Consider the following 25,350-nt stretch of genomic DNA (forward strand, 5'->3'; position numbering starts at 1 on the left):
CGGGGAACTGCTCCAACAGCCAGCCGCCATCATTCAACCCCGCGACCAGCTGCGCAGCCTGTGGCCCCAGGCCGCATAGCCCAGGATCAAGACATAGCAGGGCAACATGATCCAGTAGGCCTGCTGCGAGCCGCTGGTGTCGGACAGGCGACCGTAAAGCATGGGCAGCAAGGCGCCGCCGGCAATGCCCATGATCAGCAGGGCCGAACCCGCGGCCGTGTAGCGGCCCAGGCCTTGCAAGGCCAGCGGCCACAAGGAGGGCCAGACCAGGGCATTGGCCAGGCCCAGCAAGGCCAGGCACAAAACGGTATTGGGCACGGCGGGCACGCCGGCCCAGCCCAGCAGCATTTGCGACCAGCCGCTGTCCGTGGGCGAACTCCACATCACACCCAGGCTGAACAGCAAACCGGCCAGGCCGCAGCCCAGCAAGGCGCTGCGCTGCGTGAGATAGCGCGGGATGGCCAGCACGCCGATGCAATAGCCCAGCACCATAAAGCCCATGGTGTAGGAGGTCAGGATGCCGAAGTTCTGCACCCCCAGCTGATGACCGTAGAGGCCGATGGTGTCGCCCGCGATCACCTCCACGCCCACATAGGCGAACAAGGCGATGGCGCCCAGCACCAGCTGCGGGAACTGCAGCACGCCCAGGGCGCGCACCGGCTTGTCCTGCCCGGCCTCGGCGCCCTCTTCGCCACGCAGCTCAGGCAGGGGCGAGCAGTGGATGAGGACCATAAAGCCCAGCAAGGCCACGGCCATCACGCCATAGGGGTAGATCAGGCGCGCCGCCAGCTCGGCGCGCAGCAGCTCGCGGCCGGCGGGGTCCAGCACGGCCAGGGCGGCGTCGGAGTATTTGTCCATGCCCGACAGCATCAGGGCCGAGAACACCAGGGGCACGACGATGCCCGCGCCCTTGTTGAACAAGCCCATGATGCTGATGCGCATGGCCGCGCTCTCGCGCGAACCGATGCAGACGATATAGGGGTTGATGGCCGTCTGCATCAGCGTCATGCCGGTGGCCAGGGTGAACAAGGCCAGCAGGAAATAGCCGTACTGGCTGGACTGCGCGGCCGGGATGAAGATCAGCGCCCCCAGCGCCATGATGGCCAGCCCCAGACTCATGCCTTTTTTATAGCCCACCCGGGCGAGGACCGCGGCCGAAGGCAGGGCCATCACCGTGTAGGCGATGTAGAAGGCGAAGGTGACCCACAGAGCCTGGAAGTTATTGAGATTGCAGACAATCTTCAAAAAAGGGATCAGCGAGCCGTTCAGCCAGGTGACAAAACCCAGGATGAAAAACAGCAGGCCGATGAACAACATGGCCGTCAGCACCTCCCGGGTCGAGCCAGGGGCGCTGGCGCCCCGCTCCGCTGCATCGTTATTTGCTTGCATGTATGCCTTCATCGCTGGGCGGCCTCAGAACTTGGCGCGCAGGCCCAGGCCGTAGCGGGCCCCGTTCTCGTAGACGCCGATGGGCAGGCCGTCCGAGGTATTGGTGCGCACGAGCTCGTTGCTGACGTTGACGGCCGAGGCGTAGAGGCTGAGCTTGGGCGTGATGTCCCAGTTGGCCGTGGCGTCCCACTGGCCGTAGGCGCTGTTCACGTCCTGGCCGCCCATATTCAGATTGCCATAGGACTTGGAGCGGTAGTTGTAGGACAGGCGCAGGGCGATGCCGTTCTTTTCGTAATAGCCGCTCAGATTGAACTGGTCGCGCGAATTACCCAGCACCTGCAGGCGCGGCTGGCCCGCCACCGCACCGGCCTTGGCGTCGGTATAGGTGTAGTTCAGCACCGAGCCGAAACCGCTATTGCCGAAGGCCTGCTGCCACTGCAGCTCGAAGCCCTTGATGTCGGCGCCGTTGTCGGCGTTGTAGGGGCGGGTCACGGTCAGGGTCTCGCCGTTGATGAGCTCGGACTTGGCGCTCTTGTAGGTGAAGGTATCGAGCTTTTTGATGAAGACCGTGGCCGACAGCAGGGAGGCATCGGCGAAATACCATTCCGCGCCCAGCTCCGCCTGATTCGAATGAATGGGCTTGAGCTGCGGGTTGCCGGCCGTGGCCTTGCTCAGCACCGTGCCGTCGCGCACCATGCCGGGGTTGAGCAGGTCAAAGGATTGGCGTGCCATGGCCCGCGAGACGGCGCCGCGAACAATCACCTCCTTGCTCAGGTCATAGACCAGATTGAAGTTGGGCAGCGCATCGCTGTAGTTATTGCTCATGCTGGTCGGCGCATAACTCGCACCGGCCAGGGCATAGCCTTCCGAGGTCTGCTGGGTCTTGACCAGGCGCAGGCCGAAGTCACCGCGCAGCTTGCCCGAGCCGTACTCGGCCTTGACGTAGGCGGCCGAGATCTTCTCGCGGATCTTGTAGTTCTCGCTCAGCACATCCTTGTAGCTCATGGCCTTCTCGTACATCGGGATGGCCTTGCTGGCGACCAGCCCGTCGTCATACCAGGCGTACTGGGTCAGCGCGCCGGGCGAGGCGGCCTGCTGGCTCAGCAGGGGCGAGGGACCGGTGGACAGATCGGCCAGACTGAAGCTCTGCCAGCCCGGGGAACCCGGGCCCGCCGTGCCCTGGATACGCGTGTTCTGCAAGGTGTTGTCGCGGAATTTGGCACCCACCTTGACGGCATTGATGAAGGCGTTGTCGAAGTCAAAAGTGACATCGCCCTGCACATAGTTCTCCTTGCCCTGCATCTTGCGGATGCGGTCATCGCCGCCCTTCAGGCTCAGGGCCTTGGGGTCCAGCGGGCTGATGTCCAGATACTTCACGCCGTAGCGGTCCTGGCCCATATCGATCTGGCTGCGGGTGTCGCCTTCCATCCAGAAGTGGTAGTCGTGCAAGCTGCCGCCGGAGCTGGTGGTAGTGCCGACCTGGCCATGGGCGCGCCAGGTGGCGCCCTGGTAGCTGGCGTCCAGGTCCAGCACATCGGACTTGACATAGGACTGGCGGTAAATGGGCTCGAAGGACACGCCGGTCTTGGGGCCCAGGATGCCGCCCACCAGGGCCTTGCTCCCGTCCGAGGTGGTGATGAATTTGGGATCGGTGACGGCAATATTGCCGTTCACCGCCAGGCCGCCCGCCTGCCAGAGATAGTTCTGGTTGTTGTTATTCATCTTCATGTCTGAATTCATGTAATTCAGCAGCAGATCGGTATTGGCGTTAGGCCGGAACTGCAGGGCCAGATTGGCCGTGGTGCGCTCGCGGTCCTGGCGGAAGATGGCCGAGCCCCCGCCCCAGGCGGCATAGGCCGGGGTGTTGACGCCGTTCTGGTCCACGATGTTGTACTTGCCGTCGGCGAACATCTCCAGCCCGTCGCGGCGCATCGTGCGCTTTTGCTGGTTGACGGCCAGCATCACCCCCAGGCTCTTGTCCTCGCTCTGCCAGTTCAGCAAGCCCGAGAGCTGGGGGTCGGTCTTGCCGGGCAGCTTGCTATAGACCGCCTCGACGGCGCCCTGCACCGTCAGCCGCTCCTTGAAGTCCAGCGGCTTGCGGGTCTTGACATTGACCAGACCGCCTATGCTGCCCTCGTCCAGATCGGCCGAGGGGCTTTTGAACACATCCAGGCTGCCGACGATTTCGGACGGCAGCATGTCGTAGTTGAAGCTGCGGGTCTGCGGCTCGTTGAGCCACCATTCCGAGGACGAAACGGCCTGGCCATTCATCTGCGTCATATTCAGATTCTTGTCGGTGCCGCGCACAAAAATCGCCTTGCCCTCGCCCCAACCGCGATCCACCGAGATGCCGGGCACGCGCTGCAGGGAGTCGGCCACATTCTTGTCGGGGAACTTGCCCACGTCCTCGGCGCGGATGGAGTCCACGATATTGAGCGACTCGCGCTTCTCCGCCAGATTGCGCTTCAAGGTGGCGCGCACGCCGGTGACCTCCACCAGGTCCAGCTTCGCCGCTTGTTTCTCGGCCGGCTTGTCGGCCGCGGCCGGCGCGTCTTCGGCGGCCAGCGCCGGCGGCAAGGCCAGCGAAGCCAGGACCAGGGTGACGAGATGGGACAGATGCGTCTTCTTGAAGGCAGGGATATGGGCCACGGGGATGCTCCTCGATTGGAATTGGGCAATGAGTCGATCAGGCATCGAAGCCCGGCTGCACAAGAGCCCGGGCATTCGGTGGCAGGAATTTAGCGGCTGCGGACGGCGCTGGCGCGCCACGTTGCGCTTTGATGGACTTCATTGCAAGCCGCTTACAAATACCCGGCGGCTTGCAAGGCCTGCGCTACAAAAAGAAAAGCCGGCCCGGGGTTTCCACCCGGCCGGCTCGCAGCAAAAACGTGCTGGGGAAGGCTTAGCGCCGGCGCAGGCTCCCGCCCAGCCCACCGTGCAGGCCCAGGCCCAGGCCGGCCCCTAGCAATTGCGCCAGCACAAAACCCGGCACGCTGGCCGGCGAGATGCCGGCAAAGCTGTCGCTGAACATGCGGCCGAAAGCGGCCGCCGGATTGGCGAAAGAAGTGGAGGCGGTGAACCAGTAGGCCGCGCCGATATAAGCGGCCACCAGGCCCGCGGCCCGGCCCGCCGGGGCGCGCAGAATCACCAGCAGCAGGCCGGCGGTGGCCACGGCCTCGGCGATCCACTGGCCCAGGCCCGATCGGGGCTTGGCAGAAAGCTGCCACAGGCTCAGATCGAACATGGCGTGCGCCAGCCAGGCGCCCAGCACCGCGCCCAGCAGTTGCGCCAGCACATAGGGCAGCAAATCGCGCCGCGCCAGCTCGCCCCGCCAGGCCATCACCAGGCTGACGGCCGGATTGAAGTGCGCACCGCTGAGCGGCCCCAACACCTCGATCAGCACATAGAGCCCGCCCACCGTCGCCAGGGTATTGGCCAGCAGGGCCAGGGCGATATTGCCGCCGCTCAAGCGCTCGGCCATGATGCCGGAGCCGATGACGATGGCCAACAGCAAGGCCGTGCCCAGGGCTTCGGCGAAATAGCGCTGCCGGGCTTTGCAGGACGGCGCCATGCTCAACTCCGTGCGATAGCGTTGACCGCCTCACGCAAGGCGGCTGGCGCCAGGCTCGCCAAAGGCAAGTCCAGCAGTTGCAGCATGCGGTAGGCGATGGCCTGGCGGGTCAGCTCGAAGGCGCGGCGCTTGCCCTCATCCCCGCCCTCGGCGTTGGAGGGATCTGGGTAGCCCCAGTGCACCTTGATGGGCTGGCCCACGCCGCCAAAGAACACCGGGCAGGTCTCCGCCGCCGCGGCGTCGCAGACGGTGATGACGAGAGACAAGGGCGGCGCATCGGGCCCGGTGAATTCGTCCCAGCTCTTGCTGCGGCAGCCACTCACATCGACACCCGCCTTGCTCAGCGCCTCCAGCGCAAAAGGGTTGAGCCGCCCGCTGGGTGCGCTCCCCGCGCTGAAGGCTCGCATAGCCGCACCGCGCGTGGCGGCCAAATGATTGAGCATGCCCTCAGCCAGCACGCTACGGGCCGAATTGTGGGTGCAAAGAACAAGCACATTGAAGGACGTGGACGTCATGGTTTCCTCAAAAGACGATGGGTCAACAGCAGGGTTTGGCCTGCATCGGCAAACAAGCCTCGCCCTGGCAGCAGTTCTCACTCAAATAGGCCAGCAGACCATTCATCTGCTCAAAAGCCGCGCGGTAAACCAGATTGCGCCCCAGGCGCTGCTGGCTCAACAGCCCCGCCTGACTCAGCTCCTTCAGATGAAAGGACAGGGTGGCGGCCGGCAGCGCCAGGGCTTCGCCCAGGGCGCCGGGTGTCAGGCCCTGCTGCCCGGCCACCACCAGCAGGCGAAAGATGCGCAGGCGGTGGCTTTGGGCCAGGGACGCGAGTGCGCGTATGACATCGTTTTCTTCCATAAATCCATTATTCCATAAGCATGGAAATATAAGATCCAGGCAGAAAAAAACCCGGCAGCGCCGAGGCGGCACCGGGCTTGAGGGGATGAGCACCCTTCCTTATCTCAGCTCAGCGCGGGCGCGGCCACGATGGTGGCGCTGCAGTCACCAAAGCCGATGCGGCGCGCGCCCTCGCGCTGGGCATAGCCGCGCAGGATGACGGTGTCGCCGTCCTGCAGGAATTTGCGCGTCTCGCCATTCGGCAGGCGCAGGTCCTGCTTGCCGCCCATGGACAGCTCCAGCAGCGAGCCGCCCTCGGCCGCGTCGGGGCCCGACAAGGTGCCGGTACCCAGCAGATCGCCCGGCTGCAGATTGCAGCCATTGCTGGCATGGTGGGTCAGCATCTGCGCAAGGGTCCAGTAAGCATGCCTGAAGTTGGAACGCATCAGGCGGGTGGCCGGCTCGCCCTTGGCGCGCATGCTTTCGGTCTGCAGCCAGACTTCCAGCTCGATGTCGTAGCCGCCTTCGGCACGGTTCTTGGCCGAGTCCAGATAGGGCAAGGGCTGGGGGTCGCTGGCCGGGTGCTCGAAGGCGATGCGGAAGGGCTCCAGCGCTTCCATGCTGACGATCCAGGGCGAGATGGTGCTGCCGAAATTCTTGGCCAGGAAGGGGCCCAGGGGCTGGTATTCCCAGGCCTGCACATCGCGGGCCGACCAGTCATTCAGCAGGGTCAGGCCGAACAGATGCTCGTCCGCCTGTGCCATGGGAATGGGCTCGCCCAGGGCGTTGCCAGCCGCGACGAAGGCACCCAGCTCCAACTCATAGTCCAGGCGTTTGCAGGCACTGAAGCCCGGCACTTCGGCGTCCGGGCTTTTGAGCTGGCCCAGGGGCCGGCGTACCGTGCCACCGCTGACGCCAATGGAAGAGCTGCGGCCGTGGTAGCCGATGGGCACCCATTTGTAGTTGGGGAGTAAGGGGTTATCCGGACGGAACAGCTTGCCCACCGTGGTGGCGTGATGGATGCCGGTGTAGAAGTCGGTGTAGTCGCCGATGCGGCAGGGCACGGCCATCTGCGCCTGGGCCTGGGGCAGCAAGGCGGCGCGCAGCGCGGCCTCTTGCGGGCTGCCGGCGCTCAAGGCCTCGAACAGCGCATGACGCAAGAGGCGGCGCTGGGCGGCGGGCTGGGCCATGAAGGCGTTCAGATCGCCATCGGCCAGGGGCTGGAGCAGCACGCTGACGGCGCTGCTCCATTTGCCGGCGGCGGCGGCGATCTTGGTATCCAGGATCTGGTCGCCGATGGCGATGCCGACACGGGCGTTCTCATTCGAGCCGGCGCGGCGAAACAGACCGTAGGGCAGGTTCTGGAGCGGGAACTCGCTGCCCTCTTCATTGGCGCTGGCGACCCAGCTGAGGGCGGCGGGATTGTGGGTGTGGTCGATCATGGGTGAGTCTTCTCTTTGACTATCTCAGGCAGGAAATGAATCGTTCAGGCCTTGCCAGCAGGCCGCGTAATTGGCCTCCAGGCTGCCGCCTTGCAGGGCGAATGCTGTGGGCTGCAGGCGCCAGCGGGTCTCGAACATAAAGGCCAGGGTGTTGTCCAATTTATGCGGCTTGAGCTCGGCGCTGCTGGCCTTGGCAAAGGCTTCGGCGTCCGGGCCGTGCGGCACGAAAGCATTGTGCAGGCTGGCGCCGCCGGGCTTGAAGCCCTCGGGCTTGGCGTCGTACTGGCCCAGCACCAGGCCCATGAACTCGCTCATCACATTGCGGTGGTACCAGGGCGGGCGGAAGCTGTCTTCGGCCACCATCCAGCGCGGCGGGAAGATGACGAAGTCCACATTGGCCCAGCCCGGGGTGTCGGAGGGCGAGGTCAGGACGGTGAAGATGCTGGGGTCCGGGTGATCGAAGCTGATCGACCCGATGGTCATGAAGTTCGCCGTGTCGTATTTATAGGGCGTCAGATTGCCATGCCAGGCCACGACATTGAAGGGGCTGTGGGCTTGGGCCGCGCGCCAGAGCTGGCCGCCGAATTTCTTGATGATCTCGTAGGCGCCGGGCTCGGCCTCGAAGCAGGCCACCGGGGCCAGGAAATCGCGCGCATTGGCCAGGCCGTTGGAGCCGATGGGGCCCAGCTCGGGCAGGCGCAGGGCGGCGCCGTAATTCTCGCAGACATAGCCGCGCGAGGGCCCGTCCACGGCAACCTTGAAGGCCATGCCGCGCGGCACGACACAGATCTCGCCGGGCCTCACGTCCAGCCGGCCTAACTCCGTCGTCAAGCGCAGGCTGCCCTGCTGGGGCACGATCAATAGCTCGCCGTCGGCATTGATGAAGGCGCTGCGCTCCATCGAGCGGTTGGCCAGGTAGAGATGGGCGGCCATGCCGGTATGAGCGTCGGGGTCGCCGTTGACAACCAGGGTGCGCAGGCCTTGGACAAAGTCGGTCGGCTGCTCGGGAATGGCCGTGGGCGCCCAGCGCAGCGGATCGGGCGGCGAAAGCTGCGCTTGCGCCGCGCCGGTTTTCAGAAAGGCATGGTCCAGGGGTTGGTAGCCGCCCACCACCACCGAGGGCTGGCGGCGGTACAGCCAGCTGCGCAGGTTTTCCACCCGCGGCGCGGTGAAGGCCGCGCCGGACAGCAGCTCGGCGTACAGGCCCAGGGGTACGCGCTGCGGGCTGTTGCGGCCCAGGGGCAAGGCGCCGGGGACGGCCTCGCTGCTGTGTTGGTTGCCGAAGCCGGCTTGGTATTTCAGTTCGCTCATGCGTGTTCTTCTTGGCGGCGCTGGAGCCACCCTAGGTTGACAAGGTGTTGTTGCGGGCCAGGCCCAGGGCCTCGCGCAAGACGGCGCGGTCGCCCACATGGTTGGCCAGTATCAGGGCGAGTTTGGACAGGAAGATGTCGGCCTGCTCGTCGCTGAGATCGCGCTGGGCATTGATCAGCTCCTCGTAAAAGCCGTCGGGGTCGGGGATATTGGGCTCGCGGTTCAAGGCCTTGTTATTCATGCCGATGTCTCCTCAAATGCCAGGGCCCGACCCAGCGCCGCGGCGATTTTGGCGGGCGCAAAAGAACGCCAGCGGGCCGCCACATATTGATCGGGACGGATCAGATAGACCGTGCCGGGCCGGGCCTGGTAGCGCTGGGCCAGCAGGCCTTCGCTGTCGATGATGTCCTGCCCCACCCGCAGCAGCTTGGCCCTGATGCCGCCCAGCGAAACGTCCACGCCCGGCCCCCAGCTCAGCAGCACAAAGCCCTGGCCCAGGCTGTGCAGCAGCCAGTCGGCACGGCCGTCCACGCTCACCGGTGCATCGACGCAAGGGCTGCCCGGCGGCAGACCGGCGCTGAACACATCGGCATCCGGCGTGTTCAGCCCGGAATGCAGATAGGGTGTGGGCGTGGACAGGCGGCCGCTATTGACCAGGGGGCGGGCAAAGGGCTCGCTGCGGGCCAGTTCCAGCACCGCATTGCGCAGGCGCAAGGAGGCGCGGCTCTTGGGGCTAATGAAGTCGGTGGAGCGGGTGCTTTGGCGCAGATTGTCATCGCTGGCGTAGGCGCGCTCCTCATGATAGCTGTCCAGCAGACGCTCGGGCGCGGCACCATCCATCACGGCCTTGAGCTTCCAGGCCAGGTTGTCGCCGTCCTGCACGCCGGTATTGGCGCCGCGCGCGCCAAAGGGCGAGACCTGATGCGCGGCATCGCCGGCAAACAGCACACGGCCGTGGCGGAACTGGGCTATGCGGCGGCAGGCGAACTGGTAGACCGAGACCCATTCCAGCTCGAACTCCACCTCGGCGCCCAACATGGCCTGGATGCGCGGGATCACGCGCTCGGGCTTTTTCTCCTCGACCGGGTCGGCATCCCAGCCGAGCTGGAAGTCGATGCGCCAGACGTTGTCGCATTGCTTGTGCAAGAGCACCGATTGGCCGGGGTGGAAGGGCGGGTCAAACCAGAACCAGCGCTCGGGCTCGGTGCCGAGCCGCCTCAAACCGGGCCCGCGCCCCCTCGGGGGGTGGGCGTCGCTCGCGACGACCTGGGGGTCAGCGGACTTGGGGAAGTCGGCCTTCATCACCACATCGGCGATCAGGAAGCGGTCCTGGAAGAACTGGCCGCTGAACTCGGCGCCCAGCATGCGCCGGGTATCGCTGTTAGCACCGTCGCATGCGATCACCCAGTCGGCACCCAGCTCAAACACGCCGTCGGGCGTCTCCACCGTCAGGCGCGCGCCCTCCATGCCCTCGCCCTGCTTGAGGCTCAGCAGCTTGTGCTTCCAGCGCAGGTCCACCAGGGGATGGGCTTGGGCTGCGCGTACCAAGGCCTCTTCCAGGTAGTACTGCTGCAGATTGATCATGGCCGGCATCTGCTGGGCGGCTTGCGGCAGCAGATCGAACTGATAGGCCAGCTCGTCCTTGAAGAAGACCTTGCCCAGCTGCCAGCTCACGCCCTGAGCCACCAGGGGCGCGGCCACGCCCAGGCGGTCCCAGACCTCCAGCGTGCGCTTGGCATAGCAGACGGCGCGCGAGCCTATGCTGACGCTGTTGTTATCGTCCAGCACCACGGTGGCGATGCCGCGCGAAGCGCAGTCCAGCGCCATGGACAGGCCCACCGGCCCGGCGCCGATGATGAGGAGCGGATGCTGGCGGAACTCGGCATCGCGCTGCTCGGCGCTTTGCACATAGGCAAACTCGGGGTAGCAGTAAGTCTTCTGCATGAGGACTCCTGGCCGCGCACAGGGTGCGGGGCATTGGGCAGCACAAGAAACCGGCCCCCACCCCATGGGCGAGGCCCGGCAGGGCTCAGCTCGGCATCAGGCCTGGAATTCCTTGTCGTGCATCCAGGCGGCATGCTTGGGCGCGCGCTTGGTCAGACTCCACTCCTCCAGCATCTCGCGCTTGCAGGCATCGAGCTTGGCGTACATCTCGGGCGTGCCCACGTCGGCGGCCAGCTCCAGGCGGTGGCCATTGGGGTCGAAGAAGTAGATGCTTTTGAAGATGGTGTGATCGGTCACGCCTATCACCTCGATGCCGGCGGCTTGCAGGCGGGCCTTGGCCTCTTCCAGCTCGGCCACGCTGCCGACCTTGAGGGCGATGTGCTGCACCCACTCGGGGGTATTGCTGTCACGCCCCATGGCGGGCGAGTTCGGCAACTCAAAGAAGGCCAGGATATTGCCGCCGCCCGCATCCATGAAGAGATGCATATAGGGGTCGGGCGCCTTGGTGGAGGGCACCTGGTCCTCGGCAATGGCCAGCACAAACTTCATGCCCAGATGCTTCTCGTACCACTCGACGGTGGTCTTGGCGTCCTTGCAGCGGTAGGCGACGTGGTGGATGCGTTCGATCTTCATGATGCTGTCTCCTTTTCTTAGGCTTCCAGGGCCTGCCACATGGCCACATCGCGCTCGGCCGTCCAGATGCGCGGATCCACATGGCCGCTGGCCTCGTCATAGGCGCGGGTGACGTCGAAGGGCATGCAGTGGGCAAAGATCACCCAATGGCCGTACTTCTGCGCCAGGCGCTCATAGGTTTCGCGGTAAACGCTCCTCAGGTCTTGCTTGGCCTCGGCGCCGGCCTTGACGCTGGCGTAGAGCTCGCTGACGAAGGCCCGCGTACCGGCCAAACCAGCGGCCACCTGGGCCTCGGTCTGCAGGGCCGGGCCGCGGCCGGGCACCAGCTTGGCGGGCTTGAGCGAGGCCAAGTTGTCCAGGGTCTGCGGCCAGTCCTGGAAGTAGGCGTCGCCGGCATAGGGCGTGGCGTCAAACTCGACCAAGTCGCCGGAGAACAGCACCCGCTCCTGCGGCAGCCAGACCACCGTGTCGCCCTTGGTGTGGCCACGGCCCAGCTGGAGGATCTGCACCTCCAGCTTGCCCAGCCACAGCGTCATCTTGCCGGCGAAGGTCAGGGTGGGCCAGGTCAGGCCGGGCGGTACGGTTTCCACATTGGCGAACAGGCGCGGGAAGCGGCCGATCTCGCTGGCCTTGTCCTGCTCGCCGCGCTCGACGATCAGCTCGTAAGTGTCCTGGCTGGCGATGATTTGCTCGCAGCCTTCGGCGGCATAGGCCGAGGCGCCCAGCACCCGCACCGCGTGGTAATGGCTCAGCAACACGTATTTGATGGGCTTGTCGGTCACCTCGCGGATGCGACGGATCACGTCCTGCGCCATCGCCGGCGTGGCCTGGGTGTCGATGACCATCACCGCGTCGTCGCCGATCACGATGCCGGTATTCGGGTCGCCCTCGGCCGTGTAGGCATAGGCATGCTCGGAAAGCTTGTCGAAGCTGACTTGCTTGACTTCGAGGTCGGCTTGGGAGGCAAAGGTCTTGGGCGCGTTGGTCATGGCTTATGGCTTGGGTTGACGGAGGTCAAGATGAGCCGTTCAAGACGGCAGAGCGAGCGCGGTGTTCAGCAGGGTTTGAATTTAATCAAAGTTAAATTCATTTGTCTATGGCTAATTTTTTGGATCGATAGCTCACCGAATTCGGGTCTAATCAGCGCCCATGAGTTCCAGCGCCCTCCCCCCAGAAGAAAACGCCGAGCGTGGGCCGCGCGGCATCCAGAGCATCGAGGTCGGCGGCCAGTTGCTGATCGCCCTGGCCCACCACGGCCGCCCCATGGCCTTGAAAGACCTGGCGCGCGAGGGCCAGATGGCGCCGGCCAAGGCCCATCCCTATCTGGTCAGCTTCATCAAGCTGGGCCTGGTGGAGCAGGAGGCCAGCAGCGGCCGCTACGGCCTGGGCCCGCTGGCCCTGCAGCTGGGCCTGATCAGCCTGCAGCAATACGAGCCGGTACGCCTGGCCACGCCGCGCATCGAGGAGTTGGCGCAAAGCCTGGGGCACACGGTGGCGATCGCGGTCTGGGGCAATCGCGGCCCCACCATCGTGCGGGTGGCCGAGTCGCCCAGCCCGGTGCACATCAGCATGCGCCACGGCACGGTGATGAGCTTGCGAGGCACGGCCTCGGGTCGTTTGTTTGCCGCTTTCCTGCCCCGCCCTCAGGTGCAGGAGGCCCTGGCCGCTGAAGACGCCGCAGGCCAGCGGGCGAGGCTGGACAAGGACTTCGAAGCCCAGCTGGCGCTGGCGCGCCAGACCGGCCTGGCCAGCTCACGCGATGGCGTGGTGCAAGGGGTCAGCGCCCTGGCGGCGCCGGTGCTGGATGATCAGGGCCGCATGGTGCTCAGCCTCACGGCGATAGGCCCCAGCGGCAGTTTTGATCTGGCCCTGGACGGGCCACTGGCCCTGGCCTTGCAGAAGGCGGGCCAGGAGCTTTCGCGCCAGTTGGGCTGGCGCTAGGAAAGCGGTCTTACTGGCGCAGCTTGGCCAGCAAGGCCGCCTCTTCCTCGACGCCGTAGAAATACGGGTAGAGACTGCGGGTGCAGCTCGCGCTGGCGGGGCGGCCACCAAAAATGCCCACCTGCTCGCAACCCCAGACCAGGTCCAGCGTCATCAGCACGGCCGGCGCATTGACGCGCGGATTCAGGCGCGCCTCGCTATGGACTTGAAAGCCCAGCATGCGCCGATAAAAAGGCACGTGGCGCGGGTTGACCTCGATCACCAGGGTCTTGCAGCCGGCCAGGCGATGCGCATGTAGATAGGCCAGATGGAAGAGCCGGGCCAGCAGCTCCTTGTTATCGCAGACATGATGGTCCAGCGCCAGGCGACCGAACTCGCACAGCTGGGCGCCGCCGGCGCGCAAGGCCTTCAGCTCCTCACCAAAAATGGTGTCGGCGCACAGGCCTTGCGGGGAATCAAAGCGCACGGCGATGGTGCCCACCGTGGTCAGCCCATCAAAAGCGGAGCAGATGATTTCGGCCCCATCGGCCTGGGTGCTGAGGTCTTTGCAGAGATAGCCGCGGTCGGCGTAGCGACGTGCCACCAAACCGCGTGCCTGACCCAAATTTTCGTGAGCAGCCGTCTGAATGTTCAAGGCGGAAGGATGGCGCCGGAACTCGGCAACTTTGGACGCATCAATCATTCATCGCTCACTTGTCAACCACTGATATCGGGGGATGGAATTCAACAGGCGCAAGTCTAGCGACCCTTATGTGAAATATTGACTGACAAAACTCAAAGTTACATTTGACACCCCTAATTTGCAGATTGAAGCCTGGAGAATCCCTTAGGTGAAAACGCGGAATTTTTCAAGATTCAGAGCAAATTCAATTTCTTGGCCTCGGCCCTCAGCTCGTCGCGGAAGCTGGGATGGGCGATGGAGATCAACTCCTGCGCCCGCTGCCTGGCGGATTTGCCCCGCAGCTGAGCCACGCCGAACTCGCTGACCACATAGTTGATGTCGTTCTTGCTGGTGCTCAGATGGGTGCCCGGGGTCAGCGTGGGCACGATGCGGCTGATGCTGTCGTCCTTGGCCGTGGAGGGCAGGACGATGAAGGCCTTGCCACCCTTGGAGCGGTTGGCCGCCCGCACAAAATCGCTCTGACCGCCGGTGCCGGAGTAGGGCGTGGGGCCCAGGCTCTCGGAACCGCACTGGCCCAGCAAATCGATCTGCAAGGTGGCGTTGATGGCGACCAGATTGTCGTTCTGACCGGCCAGATAGGGGTCGTTGGTGAAGTCCACCGGGTGCATCTCCAGGCCCGGGTTGCGGTCCATGAAGCGGTAGAGCTTGTTGGAGCCCAGGGCAAAGGTGGCCACCATCTTGCCGGGCAGATAGTTCTTGCGCCGGTTGGTGACGGCGCCGGACTCGATCAGGGTCAGGATGCCGTCGCCAATCATCTCGGTATGGATGCCCAGGTCGCGCTTGGACGTCAGCTGCATCACCACCGCATCCGGGATGCCGCCGTAGCCAATCTGCAGCGTCGAGCCGTCATCGATCATATCGGCCACGTATTTGCCGATGGCCTGCTGCACCGGGCCTATCTTGGGCAGGCCCACCTCCATCACCGGCTCGCTGCTTTCCACCAGGGCCGAGACCTGGGAGATGTGCACATGGCAGTTGCCATTGGCATAGGGCACATTGGGGTTGACCTCCAACACGATGACGCGGGCGCGGGCCAGGGCGGCCATGGTGTAGTCCGCCCCCAGGCTGAGCGAGAAATAGCCGTGCGGGTCCATGGGCGAGGCCATGGCGAAGACCACATCGGCCGGGATCAGGCCGCGGGCGATCAGGGCCGGCATCTCGGAGAAATAGCTGGGGATGAAATCGATCCAGCCCTCCTTGCCGCCCTGGCGCGAGGCCGCGCCGTAGAAGAAGGAGACATGGCGCACATGCTCGGTGGTCTCGGGGTCGAAATAGCCGAACTTGCGCACCGGCAGGATTTGCGCCACGCGCACATTGCGCAAGCGTCGGCGCTGCTCGGACAAGGCCGTCAGCAGGGCCGGTGGCTCGCCCACGCCGGTGGGCACGATGATGAAGTCGTCGTTCTTGAGCAGGGCGATGGCGTCGTCGGCGCTGCGACGCTTTTGTTGGTAGAGGTCTTGGACTGACATGGGGCGGGGCTCGCTGGAGATTCAAACAAAATGGCAGGACTTGCTCGTGAGTGTGTACCTGCAATCCTGAGTCAGACCTTACACCCGGCGCCGGCCGCCAGCCCGCTCCCCAAGCCCGCCCTGTTCTCAGCTCGCCCCGCTTTGCGTTTGCTCAACGGCCGCCGCTCACCAATGCGGCGCATCCTGCAGCGCGGTCAGGCCCTCGCGCGCCTGGGCCAAGGCCTTGGCCACCCGCTGATCGGCCTGGGCGGCCACGCGCTCCACATCGAACACGGCCTCCAGCTCGGCGGCCCGGACCTTGTCCCGCAAGCGCTCGTCCCGCTGGACCAGCGCACGGGCCGCGGCGGCCAGGCCCTGGCCCTGGCCCTGCGCCGGCGCACCACCCTCCTCGCCCTCCAGCACCTGGGCGCACAGACCTTCGACCAGATGCTGCGCCTCCAGCCGCCCCAAGGGGCCGGCCAGCAACATCGTCAGGCCCTCGGCGAACACCAGACCTTGCTGCGCCTCGACATTGAGCCGCATGCGCTCGGGATAGATCTTGAGCCCGCTCAGGGCCGTGACCATGGCGCGCACCGAACCGTGGGTGTGCATCAGGAGGCTGACCGTCTCGGCCAGTTCCGCCTGCCAGCCTCCCAGGCCGCGCTCGAACTCCTGCATCATGCTGCCCAGCAAGGCCGCCACCCGCTGTGGCGCCCGCTGCCCGGCGGCCAGCGCCAGCATGGAGTAAACCGGATTGCGCTTGTGGGGCATGGCGCTTGACACGCTGCGCGGCCGGCTCGGGCTCTCGCCATCGGGCTCGGCCAGCTCGGCGATCTCGGGCTGCGAAAGCAGGGAGATGTCGCGCGCCAGCTTGCCCAGCGAGCCGCACAGCACGCCCAGCTCGGCACACAGGCGCACCATGCGGTCGCGCTGCGAATGCCAGGGCATCTCGGGCAGGGGCAGGCGCAGCTCGGCAGCCAGGGCGGCGCTCACCGCATCGCCCTGCTCGCCCAGGGCCGACAGCGTCCCCACCGCGCCACCCAACTGCAGCTGCAGGGCGGCATCCGCCGCCTGGCGCAGGGCTTGGGCCGCACGCAGCAGGGGCAGCGCCCAGCTGGCCACGCGAAAGCGCAGGCTGCTGACCTGGGCCGCCTGCAATAGCGTGCGCGCCAGCACCGGCGTCACCGGCTGCGCATCGGCCAGATCGAGCAAAAGGCTGAGCAGTTGCAGCAAATCGTCCTCGATCAGCTGCAGGGCGCGCCGCGTCAGCAGGATCTGCGAGGTGTCGATGACGTCCTGGCTGGTCGCGCCCCAGTGCACAAAGCCGGCCGCCACCGGGTCGAACAAGGCCACCGTCTCGGCCAGGCGCCGCACCACCGGAATTGCCAGGCTGCCGTCGCGCGCGCTGGCCGCAACCAAAGCATTGATATCGTAGAGCTCGGCCCGGCACAGGCTGGCAATCGCCTGCGCGGCCGAGGCCGGGATCACGCCCACACGCCCCTGGGCTTTCGCCAGCGCCGCTTCAAAGTCCATCATGGCCTGCACGATGGAGGCCTGGGCCAACACCTTCAACATCTCGGGCGTGGACAAAAAACCCTCAAACACCAACACCGACATGGATCATCACCCTCAGAGGATTTCTGGCAAACATCCTAGCGAGATTGGCAAAGATTTCTTGTGTCGAAAAACCCGATCAGGGTTTGTCTGGGCCTGAAATCGCCCAAACACTAACGGTCAAACTGCAATGACAAAGGAGCCGGCAGGCCCATGGCCCGGCGGCTCCTTCCTTATCTAGCCGCGCAATCCGCGCGGCAGCGCTTGAACTCAATCAGGCAGCATTGGCCTGGCTGACCGCCAGACGGTTCATATTGCCCATGGAGAGGCGGTGCATTTCCAGCAGGGCCAGCAAGCCGTTGCGATGCAGTTCGACGATCTTGGCGTCCGGCAGCTCGGCCAGCTTCTTCTCGTCCACGGCCAGGAAGCCGTCCACATCGATCTTCTCGCCATTGCCCAGCGTGGCTTCGAAGCGCATGTCTTGCAGCAGGTCCAGTTCGACCAGCGCCTGGCAGGCATTGCGGGTGCGCTCGGACTCCTGCTCGAAGCTTTCCAGGAAGTTCTTGGCATTGACCAGGAACTCGGTCGGCTGGCCGTCGGCGGCGAAGAGCTGGGTGCCCTCGGTCACCGAGAAGCCGGCCCACTCGCTGTCGTAGCAGACGGCGACGGTGTCGCTGTCCTGCTCGATGCGAGCCATGGCGAAGGGGTAGCGGCGCAGATAGGCCGGCACGTAGTTGCCGGTCCACTTGCCGTCCTTGACGAACAGATTGCTGCCGGCGCGCAGGCCCAGCACGGCCAGCGGCGCGACGGCCTGCTTGGCGCCTTCGGCGGGGGGCTCGCCCACGCGCACGAAGACGATGGGGTATTCCTTGCAGGCTTCGGCGAATTCCACCACGGCCAGGAACAGGGAATTCAATCCCGCCACGCGTTCCACCGTGGACAGCTCGGTCTTCAGGCGCAGGTGCTTGTGGGCCTCACGGTCCAGGGGCACCAGATTGCCATACAGAGGGGGCGTACTCATAACTCTTCATCTCCATCAACAGCCAGTCGACTGACCAGCACTTTGTCCACACGCTTGCCATCGAGGTCCACGACCTCAAATCTCCAAGCATTCCACTCCACCACATCGGCCGTGCGCGGCAAGCGCCCCAGCAGCAGCATGATCATGCCGGCCAGGGTGTTGTAGCGCCCACGGTCCTCCTCGGGCAGTTCCTTCAGGTCCAGGCGGTCCTTCAACTCGGGCACCGGGATCAGGCCGTCCAGCAGCCAGCTCCCATCCTCGCGTTGCACCGCCCAGGCATCGCCGTCGCTGGGCGCATTGAATTCGCCCGCGATCGCTTCCAGCACGTCGCGCACAGAGATCACACCCTGCACCTCGCCGTATTCATCCACCACAAAAACCAGGGGCACGTCCGAGACGCGGAACTGCTCCAGCAACTCCATGCCCGACAAGGTCTCGGGCACGAAGACCGCGGCCTCCAGGTCCTCGGACAAGGACAGGGCCTGGCCGCTCAGCGCACGCTGCAGCAGCAACTGGGCCGAGACCACGCCCTGCACCTCGGCCAGGCTGCCACGGCAGACCGGGTAGCGGCTATAGCCATGGGCTTTGAGCACGTCTAGCACCTGCTGGGGTGAGTCGTTCACATCCAGCCAGGCGATTTCGGCGCGCGGAATCATCATCGAGCCGATCTCGCGCTCGTCCAGGCGGAACACATTGCGCACCATCTGGTGCTCATGGGCCTCGATCACGCCGGCCTCGCGGCCTTCGTCCAGGCTGGCGGCGATTTCCTCTTCCGTCACGCTGCGCGGCACACGGCCACCCAAGCCCATCAGGCCCAGCGTGGTCTCGGTGGCAAAGCTCAAGAGCTTGACCAGCGGGCGCGCCGCCAGGGACAGAAACTCCATCGCCGGCGCCACCCGGCGGGCCACGGTCTCGGGGTAGATCTGGCCCAGACGCTTGGGCACCAGTTCGCCAAAGATGATGGTGACGACCGTGATGATGACGACCACCAGGGCCGTGGCCGTGATGTCCACCAGGCGGTCGCGCCAGCCAAAGGTCTCGCTCAGCCAATGAGCCAGGGGGCCGGAGAAAGCGGCATCGCCCACAATGCCGTTCAGCACACCGATGGAGGTGATGCCGATCTGCACGGTGGACAGAAATTTGGTCGGATCGTCGTGCAGATCCATGGCTTTTTGAGCCCCGGACTCGCCGGCCTCGACCAGCACCTGCAGGCGCGCCTTGCGGCTGGCCGAGAGGGCCATCTCCGAGGCCGCAAAAAACGCATTGAGAAACAACAGGAAAATAAGTAACGCGGTATCCATTGAGTGCGCCGCTGAATTGCGGTCTGAAGCTGCCAGCGCGCGCTTGACTGTGAAACAGCCGCGTAGCGTAGCAGAACCCTTTGAAACTTCCGACCGCACAATCCCGCAATGAACTATCTTGTTGGCGACCTCCAAGGCTGTTGCGATGCGCTCGAGCGCATGCTGGCCACGCTGGACTTCTCACCCTCGCGCGACCGCCTCTACCTGCTGGGCGACCTGGTCAACCGCGGCCCGGCCTCCCTGCCCACCCTGCGCCGCCTGGTCCAGCTGGGCGATGCCGCCAGCTGCCTGCTGGGCAACCACGATCTGCACCTGCTGGCCGTGGCCGCAGGCGTGCGGCCCGCGCACCGCAGTGACACCTTGCAAGCCATTCTCGACGCGCCGGAGCGCGAAACCCTGCTGCTGTGGCTGCGCCAGCAGCGCCTGGCCTGCTTCGAGCAAGGCTGGTTGATGCTGCATGCCGGCGTCGTGCCGCAATGGGATCTGCCCCAGACCCTGGCCCTGGCCGCCGAGGTCGAGACCCTGCTGCGCGGCCCCGATCTGCATGAATTTTTGACCCAGATGTATGGCAACGAGCCCGACACCTGGTCCGACGATCTGCGTGGCCCGGAGCGCCTGCGCTTCGTCATCAACGCCCTCACCCGCCTGCGCTTTTGCACCGCCGAGGGCCGCATGGACTTCAAGACCAAGGACGGCGCCGCCGCCGCCCCGGCCGGCTTTACCCCCTGGTTCGACACCCCCGGCCGCCGCACGGCCGGTGTCCCCATCGCCTTCGGCCATTGGTCCACCCTGGGCCTAATCACCCGCCCCGACCTGCTGGCCCTGGACACCGGCTGCGTCTGGGGCGGCCAGCTCAGCGCCGCCCGGGTGGAGGCCGGCCGCATGCTGGAGATCATCCAACTGCCTTGCGAGCAGGCTCAGCGGCCGGGAAGTTAGGGCATAGATTCACGGCTACAATGCCGCTCTTCTGTCGCGCTGCGGCGCCGCAAAAAGAATCAGGAAGCTTGGCCGAGCGGTTTAAGGCACCGGTCTTGCTCAATCGAAGCGGTAGCGGAGATTGCGCCGAAGCTCATATCGCGCAGCGATGTGAGTGAAGGCAAAACCGGCGTCGTAGCCGGACAGTGAAAGTTGAAGGAAGCTTGGCCGAGCGGTTTAAGGCACCGGTCTTGAAAACCGGCGAGGGTTTATCCCCTCCGTGAGTTCGAATCTCACAGCTTCCGCCACCTAGTAGAGGCCATCAAAAGCGTGTCTCGCGCCTTTGATGGCTTTTCGTTTTCTAGGGCTGCGATTGCGGTCCAGTAGATGACGTCCTCGCCCAGCTCACGGGCCAACATCCCCGCTACCACTGGGCTTAACCGGCCTCGCATCCTTGCGTTGCCCAGTGTCGTTGCGCTGAAACCAAGTGCCTTGGACATCTCTCTTTGCGACGCAAAGTGAGCCGCGGCCCTGTCCAGAAGCTGCATCGTTTTCATTGTTTCGACTCCTACGTTTACTGATTACACGGTGACATCGTATCGTCAGCATTGACGACATGGCGAGATCGAAAGATACTGGCGCCGATCTCTTCAAGGGATCACCCGACAACCGGTTGGCGCCATCTAGCAGTGGCTCGGTCTCCGCAGGCGAAAGCCTGGGCCTAGCGGCCTCATGGACCTGGCGAGGTAAGTACGCAAACCGGGGTTCATCGTCGCTCGCGTCCTTCCAGATGGCTCCGGCCTGGCGGTCTCGATACGGGGCGGCGATTCAATCGCCCTCAGTGGGTTCTTCAGGAGTTATCCATGCAATCGATCATCCAAATTCTCAAGGTCAATGACCTCAAGTCCGGCATATCCAAAAAGACGGGCAACCCGTACGAGATGCAAGACGCCGAAGCCTTGCTGCTCAACGATGACGGCTCCATCGGCTGTGTCGGTGTTCTGCAGGTTCCTAAGGCGTTGCGCGAGGTCGTGAAGCCTGGCACGTTCACTGCGACTTTCGCCCTCCACGCCGACTTCACCAGCCGCCGCATAACGTCAATCCTGACCGGCCTGGTTCCTGTGCCTGGTCGCGCTGCTAAGTGAGTCGTTATGCCGTCGGAATCTGTTGCCATTGACGCTATCGCTGCGGCACTCCGGGCGCTTCAGTTTGCTGTGACCGCGTCGATTGCGGCCGGCCATGGGCTGGTGCTGCGTGGCGAGCTGCTTGAGGCAGTAGATCGCACCCAATTGGCTCTTGACCTGGCAGAGGGCCGCGCCTGATTTCCTGGCTTGGTTGGGCGTGGTGCACCCGCTGGGCTTTTTCAACTCGCACCGTGGGAGTTTTTAATGCTGAAGTTTGTTCAAAAGGCCGCTGTGGCCGTCGCCGGCCTGACTGGCTCTGCCCTGGCCCTGGCCGATAGTTCGGCCGCTACTGCTGCCATTGCCACGGCTCAAACCGATGCGCTGGCCGTCGCCGGTGCCCTGGTCGCCATGGGCGTGGCCGTGTGGGGCGGCATGTTCCTGTATCGCAAGTTCTTCAAGTGATCGGGGCCCGGTGATGGACGGCCTTGCATTCGGCGGGACTTGCTACCGCTCAACTGCGGAGTTAGCGGCGACTGCCTGCGCCTCCATCACCGGCGTAACGTCTGGGGGAGTGGTCAGCTGCTCAGCCCCGGCCGTTACGGGTCGCGTCCTGTCGTACACCTTGCGTGTTGATGGCGCGTCTACATCGACGCGGCCCGTAACTGTCGAGCTTCAACCCTGTGAGCCTATGGATTGGCAGTATTGGGAGCCGGTCATTGCTGCTTGGTTCCTGGCTGGTGTCTGCATCCTTTGCGCCCGCATGGTCTACACCAAGGTTTTCAATCGTGAAACAGCATGAGCGCCTCAACAATTATTCTGGTCGTATTGGTCGTGGGCTTGCTCTGGTTTGCCTTGCAGGGTTGGGATTGAGCGCCCAGGCTGCGCGTGTGACGATGTCCCAATTCCCTCCAAATCCTGGCGTCTTGCCGGGCGGCGGCTGGATATTTACGCCGGGGACCACGTTCGCAAATCCGCCGCCGCCTCGGGCCTGGGTTAACGGCGTGTACGGGTCTGTACCCCAGTTTGTCCGCAGTGACGTTGTCAGTGTTGCGGGCCGCGCCGGTGCTCTGGCTGTTACGGCCAAGGGTGCTATTAGTCTTGCCGATGGCGTTGCGGCTGTTGGGCGGTGCCTTGCTATGTCGACTCCCGTTTGTATGGCGGCCGGGGCTATGGCTGCTGTCGCGTATTCGCATTACAGGATGCGGCCCGATGGCAAGGGTGGCATTGAGTTTGATGAGGGTATGCCGGAAGCTGAGGGCTTTCTGTGGTGCGTCGACGGCAAGGATCGCGGCTGTGGGCGTAGTCCTGAGGAGGTCGCTACCGGCCGGACGGCTGAGGTTTTGCAGGGTATGCAAGGTGTTTCCATCGGGTCCAGTACTTGTGTTATCACTGGTGATTCGGCCGTCTGTAAGACGTCATACTCGCAGACCCTCAAGGATGAATATCCGCCGTTTCAGACGCGTACATACAAGTATTCGAACGGCGTTAACCTGAAGCAAAAGCCGGGGAAGTACTGCCCGCCTGTCATCGATTTTGGGAACCCTGCTTATTCAAATCTGGCTCCAGTTCCTGGGGTTGACGGCAAGTGCCCGACTGGTCGCTATGGCGCGGGTTTAACTCCTGAAGAGGCGGCGGCCAAGGTTATGGCTAACCCGCCGACATTGCCGAACACAGGGTGGGGTCAGGCCGTTTCCGATGCCATTGATGTTGGTGGGCAGTCGGCACCTGCTGAGTTGACAGTTACGGGTCCGGCGTCTCAGACTGGGAGTCCTGTTACCACTACCACTACGTCGCCGACTGGTACCAAGACAGAAACTGTTACACCGCAGTATGACTACACGTATAACGACAATCGTGTTACGTATAACGAAACTACGGTGACCGTGACGAACAACAACGGCGATACCACAACGACGACGACAACTGGAAAGCCGCCGTCCGGTACGCAAGACCCGAAAGACCCGTGCACGGCAAACCCCGAGCGCATCGGCTGTCAACAGCTTGGTGCGGCGCCTGATGACAAGGTCCCCAAGCTGAGCAAGACCCTGCAATTCAGCGCTGAGTCTGTCGGCCTCCCTGGCGGTTGCCCTCCTGATGTTTCCATTTCTATCAACGGTCGCTCGCAGGTCGTCAGCTATGCGCCGACTTGCGCCGCAGCTCAGCAAGCTGCGCCGTGGGTTCGGGCTGGTGGTGCTGTCGCGGCGCTGCTTTTGGTTCTCGCTGCTCTGAGGGAGTTGTGATGGGTTCGGGCATCCTGGCGGCAATTGCGGGGCTCGCCACTCCTATCCTGGCGCGAATCCTGATGGCTATTGGCTTCAGCGTGGTGACGTTTGCAGGTGCGTCGGCGGTGGTCACCCAGTTGCGCCAGCTCATCATTACTAACCTCGGCGGTGCCGCTGGAGCGGGTCTGCAGATCGCCGGTCTTGCGGGCGTCTGGGATGCCCTCGGGATGGTGTTCGGGGCTGTGTCGTTCACGGTCACGCTCTGGGGCCTTACTAAGTCCGTGCGGCTTGTTTCTGGCGGTTAATCCATGGGTGTTCATCACCTAATCACCGGCCTGAATGGCGCCGGTAAAACGCTCTACACGGTTGCAACAAAGCTACTGCCGCTCTCCAAGTCAACGATCAACTGCCAGGGCGCGGACATCCCTCGGCGACTCGTTGTCGGCGGTATTCCTGACCTGCTCATCCCTCATGAGTTGATGGAAATCCCGGAACTTGACCCGGAAATTTTTGTCGATGAGTGGGCTTCTGTCATACGTGAGCGGGGTCAGCCTGCGGTCCGCTTTGTGCGCCGGGCCATCGTCAACGAAAAGACCGGGGCCATGGGCTATGTGGCTTGCGATGAGGACGCTCAAGGTGCCGAGCCTATCGTCTGGTCTGCGCTCAACTGGTGGGCGTGGTGCCAGCCCGGTGATGTGCTTGTCATCGATGAGGCGCAGCGCCTTTTCAGGCCGATGGCGTCTGGCCGGAAGGTGCCTAAGTTCGTGGCTCGCTTGGAGACCGCGCGGCATTACGGCGTCGAGTTCATCTACTTGACGCAACACCCGCAGCTCCTGCATACCAACCTGCGAAACCTTGTCGGCCCGCATGAGGACGTGCGGCGGGTCTTTGGTTCCAGCCGGGTGATGGTCTACCTCTGGGATAAGTGCTCGAATCCTGACCGGATCGCCAAGGCTACGGGCCGCATGTGGCGGCACGATAAGAAGGCCTTCGGGCTCTACAAATCCAGCGAGCTGCATACCAAGTTTGCGCAGCGCCTGCCATTCGCGGTTTGGGGATTGCTCGGCGGTCTGGTGTTACTGGGCGTTATGGGTTGGACGCTCAAGGGCCGTCTGACTGATCGCTTCAGCTCGTCCGCTGCGGCCTCTGGCCCTCATGCTGCGGCGTCGTCGCCGGTCGGCACGGTGCCTGCTCCTGAGCCTCCATCGGCTCAGCCTGGTGTGGCTACTGCGGTCGCTGGTTCTGGGCGTTTTCCCGTCTATGACGCTGAGCCTTTCAAGCTCGGGCGTGAGCCCTACGCGGGGCGTGCTCTTCAGATTGAGGGTGGCTACAGCGCCGGCAACTTTACTTATGCGTTGTTCGGGGTCCTGGTCGATGGCCAGCGCGTGGCTACGGTGACCCTGGCCCAGCTCGTGCGCGCCGGTTATGAATACACCGAGATAGGGCCCTGTGCTGGTCTGTTGCGCTTCGGCCAGGTCGAGCGTGTTCTTGCGTGTGGGAAGCGCCAGGTCGTGCCTGACGCTCAGTCGTCGCCGGCCGCGCCCGCTGCTCCCGCAGGACCTGCGCCTGTGGCAACTGGTGGGGCGTCGGCGTGACCGCTGCGCTCGCCCTTTATCAAGACCCTGCGGCCGCCGCCTGGGGTGCTGGTTGTTTCTTGGGGGCCGGACGCCCGGCCCGACAGAGCGAAGCGACAGAGGGGAACCCCCAAGCTGGCCGATCGTGGCGCGGCCGTAGGCCGGACCTGGCGGCGGTCGAGTCGCAGCGGGCGGCGCTTGCGACGCACGGGGCGGCGCGAAGCGCCGCTAGATTTATTCCTAGGACACTTCAGAACATACGGGGGCATGCATGGCTGATTTCTTGTTTTTGGGTCCTCTGCCTGAGGATGGTTTTCGTTGTGGCGTGTGTGCAGGTCTGGGGTTCGTGCCTGCCGTTGATTCGCGGTCTGAGTGCGGGCCGTTTGAGGGCTGCTTCATGTGTGGCGGTCGGGGCTACCTTACCCAAGGGGATTTTGAGCC

General features: G+C 64.4%; 23 protein-coding genes and 1 tRNA gene. 8 read left to right on the forward strand and 16 right to left on the reverse strand.

Annotation, left to right across the window (positions count from 1 at the left end; genetic code table 11):
* Nucleotides 1-33: 33 nt before the first annotated feature.
* The 11 genes from HNP55_RS03495 to HNP55_RS03545 form a co-directional block, all read right to left on the reverse strand.
* Entirely contained in the window at nt 34-1,389 is a 1,356-nt protein-coding gene (locus tag HNP55_RS03495; RefSeq protein WP_184296172.1) for a sugar MFS transporter, read from the reverse strand.
* Between the two features lie 24 nt (nt 1,390-1,413).
* Complete coding sequence (locus HNP55_RS03500; protein ID WP_348648650.1) at nt 1,414-4,038, reverse strand: TonB-dependent receptor; 2,625 nt, start codon at nt 4,036-4,038, stop codon at nt 1,414-1,416.
* A 253-nt stretch (nt 4,039-4,291) separates the two neighbouring features.
* Nucleotides 4,292-4,960, reverse strand: a complete 669-nt coding sequence (locus tag HNP55_RS03505; protein WP_184296176.1) for an aquaporin — start codon at nt 4,958-4,960, stop codon at nt 4,292-4,294.
* Between the two features lie 2 nt (nt 4,961-4,962).
* On the reverse strand, nt 4,963-5,475 hold the full coding sequence (locus HNP55_RS03510) for an arsenate reductase ArsC (RefSeq protein ID WP_184296178.1): 513 nt from the start codon (nt 5,473-5,475) through the stop codon (nt 4,963-4,965).
* A gap of 22 nt (nt 5,476-5,497) precedes the next feature.
* A complete protein-coding gene (locus HNP55_RS03515; RefSeq protein WP_184296179.1) occupies nt 5,498-5,818 on the reverse strand; it encodes an ArsR/SmtB family transcription factor in 321 nt (106 codons plus the stop codon).
* 104 nt (nt 5,819-5,922) lie between these two features.
* Complete coding sequence (gene fahA, locus HNP55_RS03520) at nt 5,923-7,239, reverse strand: fumarylacetoacetase (RefSeq protein ID WP_184296181.1); 1,317 nt, start codon at nt 7,237-7,239, stop codon at nt 5,923-5,925.
* A 24-nt stretch (nt 7,240-7,263) separates the two neighbouring features.
* Nucleotides 7,264-8,550 carry a homogentisate 1,2-dioxygenase gene (gene hmgA / locus HNP55_RS03525; protein ID WP_184296183.1) on the reverse strand — a complete coding sequence of 429 codons (1,287 nt, stop codon included), beginning with the start codon at nt 8,548-8,550 and terminating at the stop codon, nt 7,264-7,266.
* Nucleotides 8,551-8,581: 31 nt separating this feature from the next.
* On the reverse strand, nt 8,582-8,791 hold the full coding sequence (locus tag HNP55_RS03530; RefSeq protein WP_184296185.1) for a DUF2783 domain-containing protein: 210 nt from the start codon (nt 8,789-8,791) through the stop codon (nt 8,582-8,584).
* Nucleotides 8,788-10,494: an FAD-dependent oxidoreductase gene (locus tag HNP55_RS03535; RefSeq protein WP_184296187.1), complete on the reverse strand. Its 1,707-nt coding sequence runs from the start codon at nt 10,492-10,494 to the stop codon at nt 8,788-8,790. The genes HNP55_RS03530 and HNP55_RS03535 overlap by 4 nt, the downstream gene beginning before the upstream one ends.
* Before the next feature lie 96 nt (nt 10,495-10,590).
* Nucleotides 10,591-11,127 carry a VOC family protein gene (locus HNP55_RS03540; RefSeq protein ID WP_184296189.1) on the reverse strand — a complete coding sequence of 179 codons (537 nt, stop codon included), beginning with the start codon at nt 11,125-11,127 and terminating at the stop codon, nt 10,591-10,593.
* 17 nt (nt 11,128-11,144) lie between these two features.
* Nucleotides 11,145-12,116 carry an MBL fold metallo-hydrolase gene (locus HNP55_RS03545; protein ID WP_184296192.1) on the reverse strand — a complete coding sequence of 324 codons (972 nt, stop codon included), beginning with the start codon at nt 12,114-12,116 and terminating at the stop codon, nt 11,145-11,147.
* Nucleotides 12,117-12,276: 160 nt separating this feature from the next.
* Here HNP55_RS03545 and HNP55_RS03550 point away from each other — a divergent pair, with 160 nt between their 5' ends.
* Nucleotides 12,277-13,068, forward strand: a complete 792-nt coding sequence (locus HNP55_RS03550; protein ID WP_184296194.1) for an IclR family transcriptional regulator — start codon at nt 12,277-12,279, stop codon at nt 13,066-13,068.
* Between the two features lie 10 nt (nt 13,069-13,078).
* Here the strand turns inward: HNP55_RS03550 and HNP55_RS03555 are convergent, their stop codons facing one another.
* From HNP55_RS03555 to HNP55_RS03575, 5 genes are all read right to left on the reverse strand, one after another.
* Nucleotides 13,079-13,651, reverse strand: coding sequence for an N-acyl amino acid synthase FeeM domain-containing protein (locus tag HNP55_RS03555; RefSeq protein ID WP_184296196.1), 573 nt, complete (start codon nt 13,649-13,651; stop codon nt 13,079-13,081).
* A gap of 272 nt (nt 13,652-13,923) precedes the next feature.
* Complete coding sequence (locus tag HNP55_RS03560; protein ID WP_184296198.1) at nt 13,924-15,219, reverse strand: acetyl-CoA hydrolase/transferase family protein; 1,296 nt, start codon at nt 15,217-15,219, stop codon at nt 13,924-13,926.
* A gap of 165 nt (nt 15,220-15,384) precedes the next feature.
* Nucleotides 15,385-16,815 (reverse strand): lyase family protein, encoded by a 1,431-nt coding sequence (locus tag HNP55_RS03565; RefSeq protein ID WP_184296199.1) that lies wholly within the window; start codon nt 16,813-16,815, stop codon nt 15,385-15,387.
* Between the two features lie 211 nt (nt 16,816-17,026).
* A complete protein-coding gene (locus HNP55_RS03570) occupies nt 17,027-17,773 on the reverse strand; it encodes a SapC family protein (RefSeq protein WP_184296201.1) in 747 nt (248 codons plus the stop codon).
* On the reverse strand, nt 17,770-19,074 hold the full coding sequence (locus HNP55_RS03575; RefSeq protein WP_184296203.1) for a hemolysin family protein: 1,305 nt from the start codon (nt 19,072-19,074) through the stop codon (nt 17,770-17,772). The genes HNP55_RS03570 and HNP55_RS03575 overlap by 4 nt, the downstream gene beginning before the upstream one ends.
* Before the next feature lie 108 nt (nt 19,075-19,182).
* On the opposite strand from HNP55_RS03575, the gene HNP55_RS03580 reads away from it, so the two are divergent.
* The 7 genes from HNP55_RS03580 (at nt 19,183) to HNP55_RS03610 (ending at nt 24,930) form a co-directional block, all read left to right on the forward strand.
* Entirely contained in the window at nt 19,183-20,010 is an 828-nt protein-coding gene (locus HNP55_RS03580; RefSeq protein ID WP_184296205.1) for a symmetrical bis(5'-nucleosyl)-tetraphosphatase, read from the forward strand.
* Nucleotides 20,011-20,207: 197 nt separating this feature from the next.
* Nucleotides 20,208-20,297: transfer RNA gene (locus tag HNP55_RS03585), tRNA-Ser, on the forward strand.
* A gap of 555 nt (nt 20,298-20,852) precedes the next feature.
* Nucleotides 20,853-21,134 (forward strand): hypothetical protein, encoded by a 282-nt coding sequence (locus HNP55_RS03590; protein ID WP_184296207.1) that lies wholly within the window; start codon nt 20,853-20,855, stop codon nt 21,132-21,134.
* A gap of 243 nt (nt 21,135-21,377) precedes the next feature.
* On the forward strand, nt 21,378-21,575 hold the full coding sequence (locus HNP55_RS03595) for a hypothetical protein (protein WP_184296209.1): 198 nt from the start codon (nt 21,378-21,380) through the stop codon (nt 21,573-21,575).
* Between the two features lie 254 nt (nt 21,576-21,829).
* Complete coding sequence (locus tag HNP55_RS03600; protein ID WP_221439432.1) at nt 21,830-23,353, forward strand: hypothetical protein; 1,524 nt, start codon at nt 21,830-21,832, stop codon at nt 23,351-23,353.
* Nucleotides 23,353-23,640: a DUF2523 family protein gene (locus HNP55_RS03605; protein WP_184296212.1), complete on the forward strand. Its 288-nt coding sequence runs from the start codon at nt 23,353-23,355 to the stop codon at nt 23,638-23,640. Before HNP55_RS03600 ends, HNP55_RS03605 begins: the two co-directional genes overlap by 1 nt.
* 3 nt (nt 23,641-23,643) lie before the next feature.
* A complete protein-coding gene (locus tag HNP55_RS03610) occupies nt 23,644-24,930 on the forward strand; it encodes a zonular occludens toxin domain-containing protein (RefSeq protein ID WP_184296214.1) in 1,287 nt (428 codons plus the stop codon).
* The last annotated feature ends 420 nt before the right edge of the window (nt 24,931-25,350 follow it).

This window comes from Roseateles oligotrophus (assembly GCF_014204525.1).
Lineage (GTDB): Bacteria > Pseudomonadota > Gammaproteobacteria > Burkholderiales > Burkholderiaceae_C > Paucibacter_A > Paucibacter_A oligotrophus_A.

Excerpts from the sequence above, each read along its gene's own strand:
- HNP55_RS03540 (WP_184296189.1), bottom strand. The coding sequence starts at position 11,127 with ATGAAGATCGAACGCATCCACCACGTCGCCTACCGCTGCAAGGACGCC.
- HNP55_RS03590 (WP_184296207.1), top strand. The coding sequence starts at position 20,853 with ATGCAATCGATCATCCAAATTCTCAAGGTCAATGACCTCAAGTCCGGC.
- HNP55_RS03550 (WP_184296194.1), top strand. The coding sequence starts at position 12,277 with ATGAGTTCCAGCGCCCTCCCCCCAGAAGAAAACGCCGAGCGTGGGCCG.
- HNP55_RS03595 (WP_184296209.1), top strand. The coding sequence starts at position 21,378 with ATGCTGAAGTTTGTTCAAAAGGCCGCTGTGGCCGTCGCCGGCCTGACT.
- HNP55_RS03530 (WP_184296185.1), bottom strand. The coding sequence starts at position 8,791 with ATGAATAACAAGGCCTTGAACCGCGAGCCCAATATCCCCGACCCCGAC.
- HNP55_RS03535 (WP_184296187.1), bottom strand. The coding sequence starts at position 10,494 with ATGCAGAAGACTTACTGCTACCCCGAGTTTGCCTATGTGCAAAGCGCC.
- HNP55_RS03570 (WP_184296201.1), bottom strand. The coding sequence starts at position 17,773 with ATGAGTACGCCCCCTCTGTATGGCAATCTGGTGCCCCTGGACCGTGAG.
- HNP55_RS03580 (WP_184296205.1), top strand. The coding sequence starts at position 19,183 with ATGAACTATCTTGTTGGCGACCTCCAAGGCTGTTGCGATGCGCTCGAG.
- HNP55_RS03605 (WP_184296212.1), top strand. The coding sequence starts at position 23,353 with ATGGGTTCGGGCATCCTGGCGGCAATTGCGGGGCTCGCCACTCCTATC.
- HNP55_RS03575 (WP_184296203.1), bottom strand. The coding sequence starts at position 19,074 with ATGGATACCGCGTTACTTATTTTCCTGTTGTTTCTCAATGCGTTTTTT.
- HNP55_RS03610 (WP_184296214.1), top strand. The coding sequence starts at position 23,644 with ATGGGTGTTCATCACCTAATCACCGGCCTGAATGGCGCCGGTAAAACG.
- HNP55_RS03560 (WP_184296198.1), bottom strand. The coding sequence starts at position 15,219 with ATGTCAGTCCAAGACCTCTACCAACAAAAGCGTCGCAGCGCCGACGAC.
- HNP55_RS03495 (WP_184296172.1), bottom strand. The coding sequence starts at position 1,389 with ATGCAAGCAAATAACGATGCAGCGGAGCGGGGCGCCAGCGCCCCTGGC.
- HNP55_RS03565 (WP_184296199.1), bottom strand. The coding sequence starts at position 16,815 with ATGTCGGTGTTGGTGTTTGAGGGTTTTTTGTCCACGCCCGAGATGTTG.
- HNP55_RS03510 (WP_184296178.1), bottom strand. The coding sequence starts at position 5,475 with ATGACGTCCACGTCCTTCAATGTGCTTGTTCTTTGCACCCACAATTCG.
- HNP55_RS03545 (WP_184296192.1), bottom strand. The coding sequence starts at position 12,116 with ATGACCAACGCGCCCAAGACCTTTGCCTCCCAAGCCGACCTCGAAGTC.
- HNP55_RS03515 (WP_184296179.1), bottom strand. The coding sequence starts at position 5,818 with ATGGAAGAAAACGATGTCATACGCGCACTCGCGTCCCTGGCCCAAAGC.
- fahA (WP_184296181.1), bottom strand. The coding sequence starts at position 7,239 with ATGATCGACCACACCCACAATCCCGCCGCCCTCAGCTGGGTCGCCAGC.
- hmgA (WP_184296183.1), bottom strand. The coding sequence starts at position 8,550 with ATGAGCGAACTGAAATACCAAGCCGGCTTCGGCAACCAACACAGCAGC.
- HNP55_RS03505 (WP_184296176.1), bottom strand. The coding sequence starts at position 4,960 with ATGGCGCCGTCCTGCAAAGCCCGGCAGCGCTATTTCGCCGAAGCCCTG.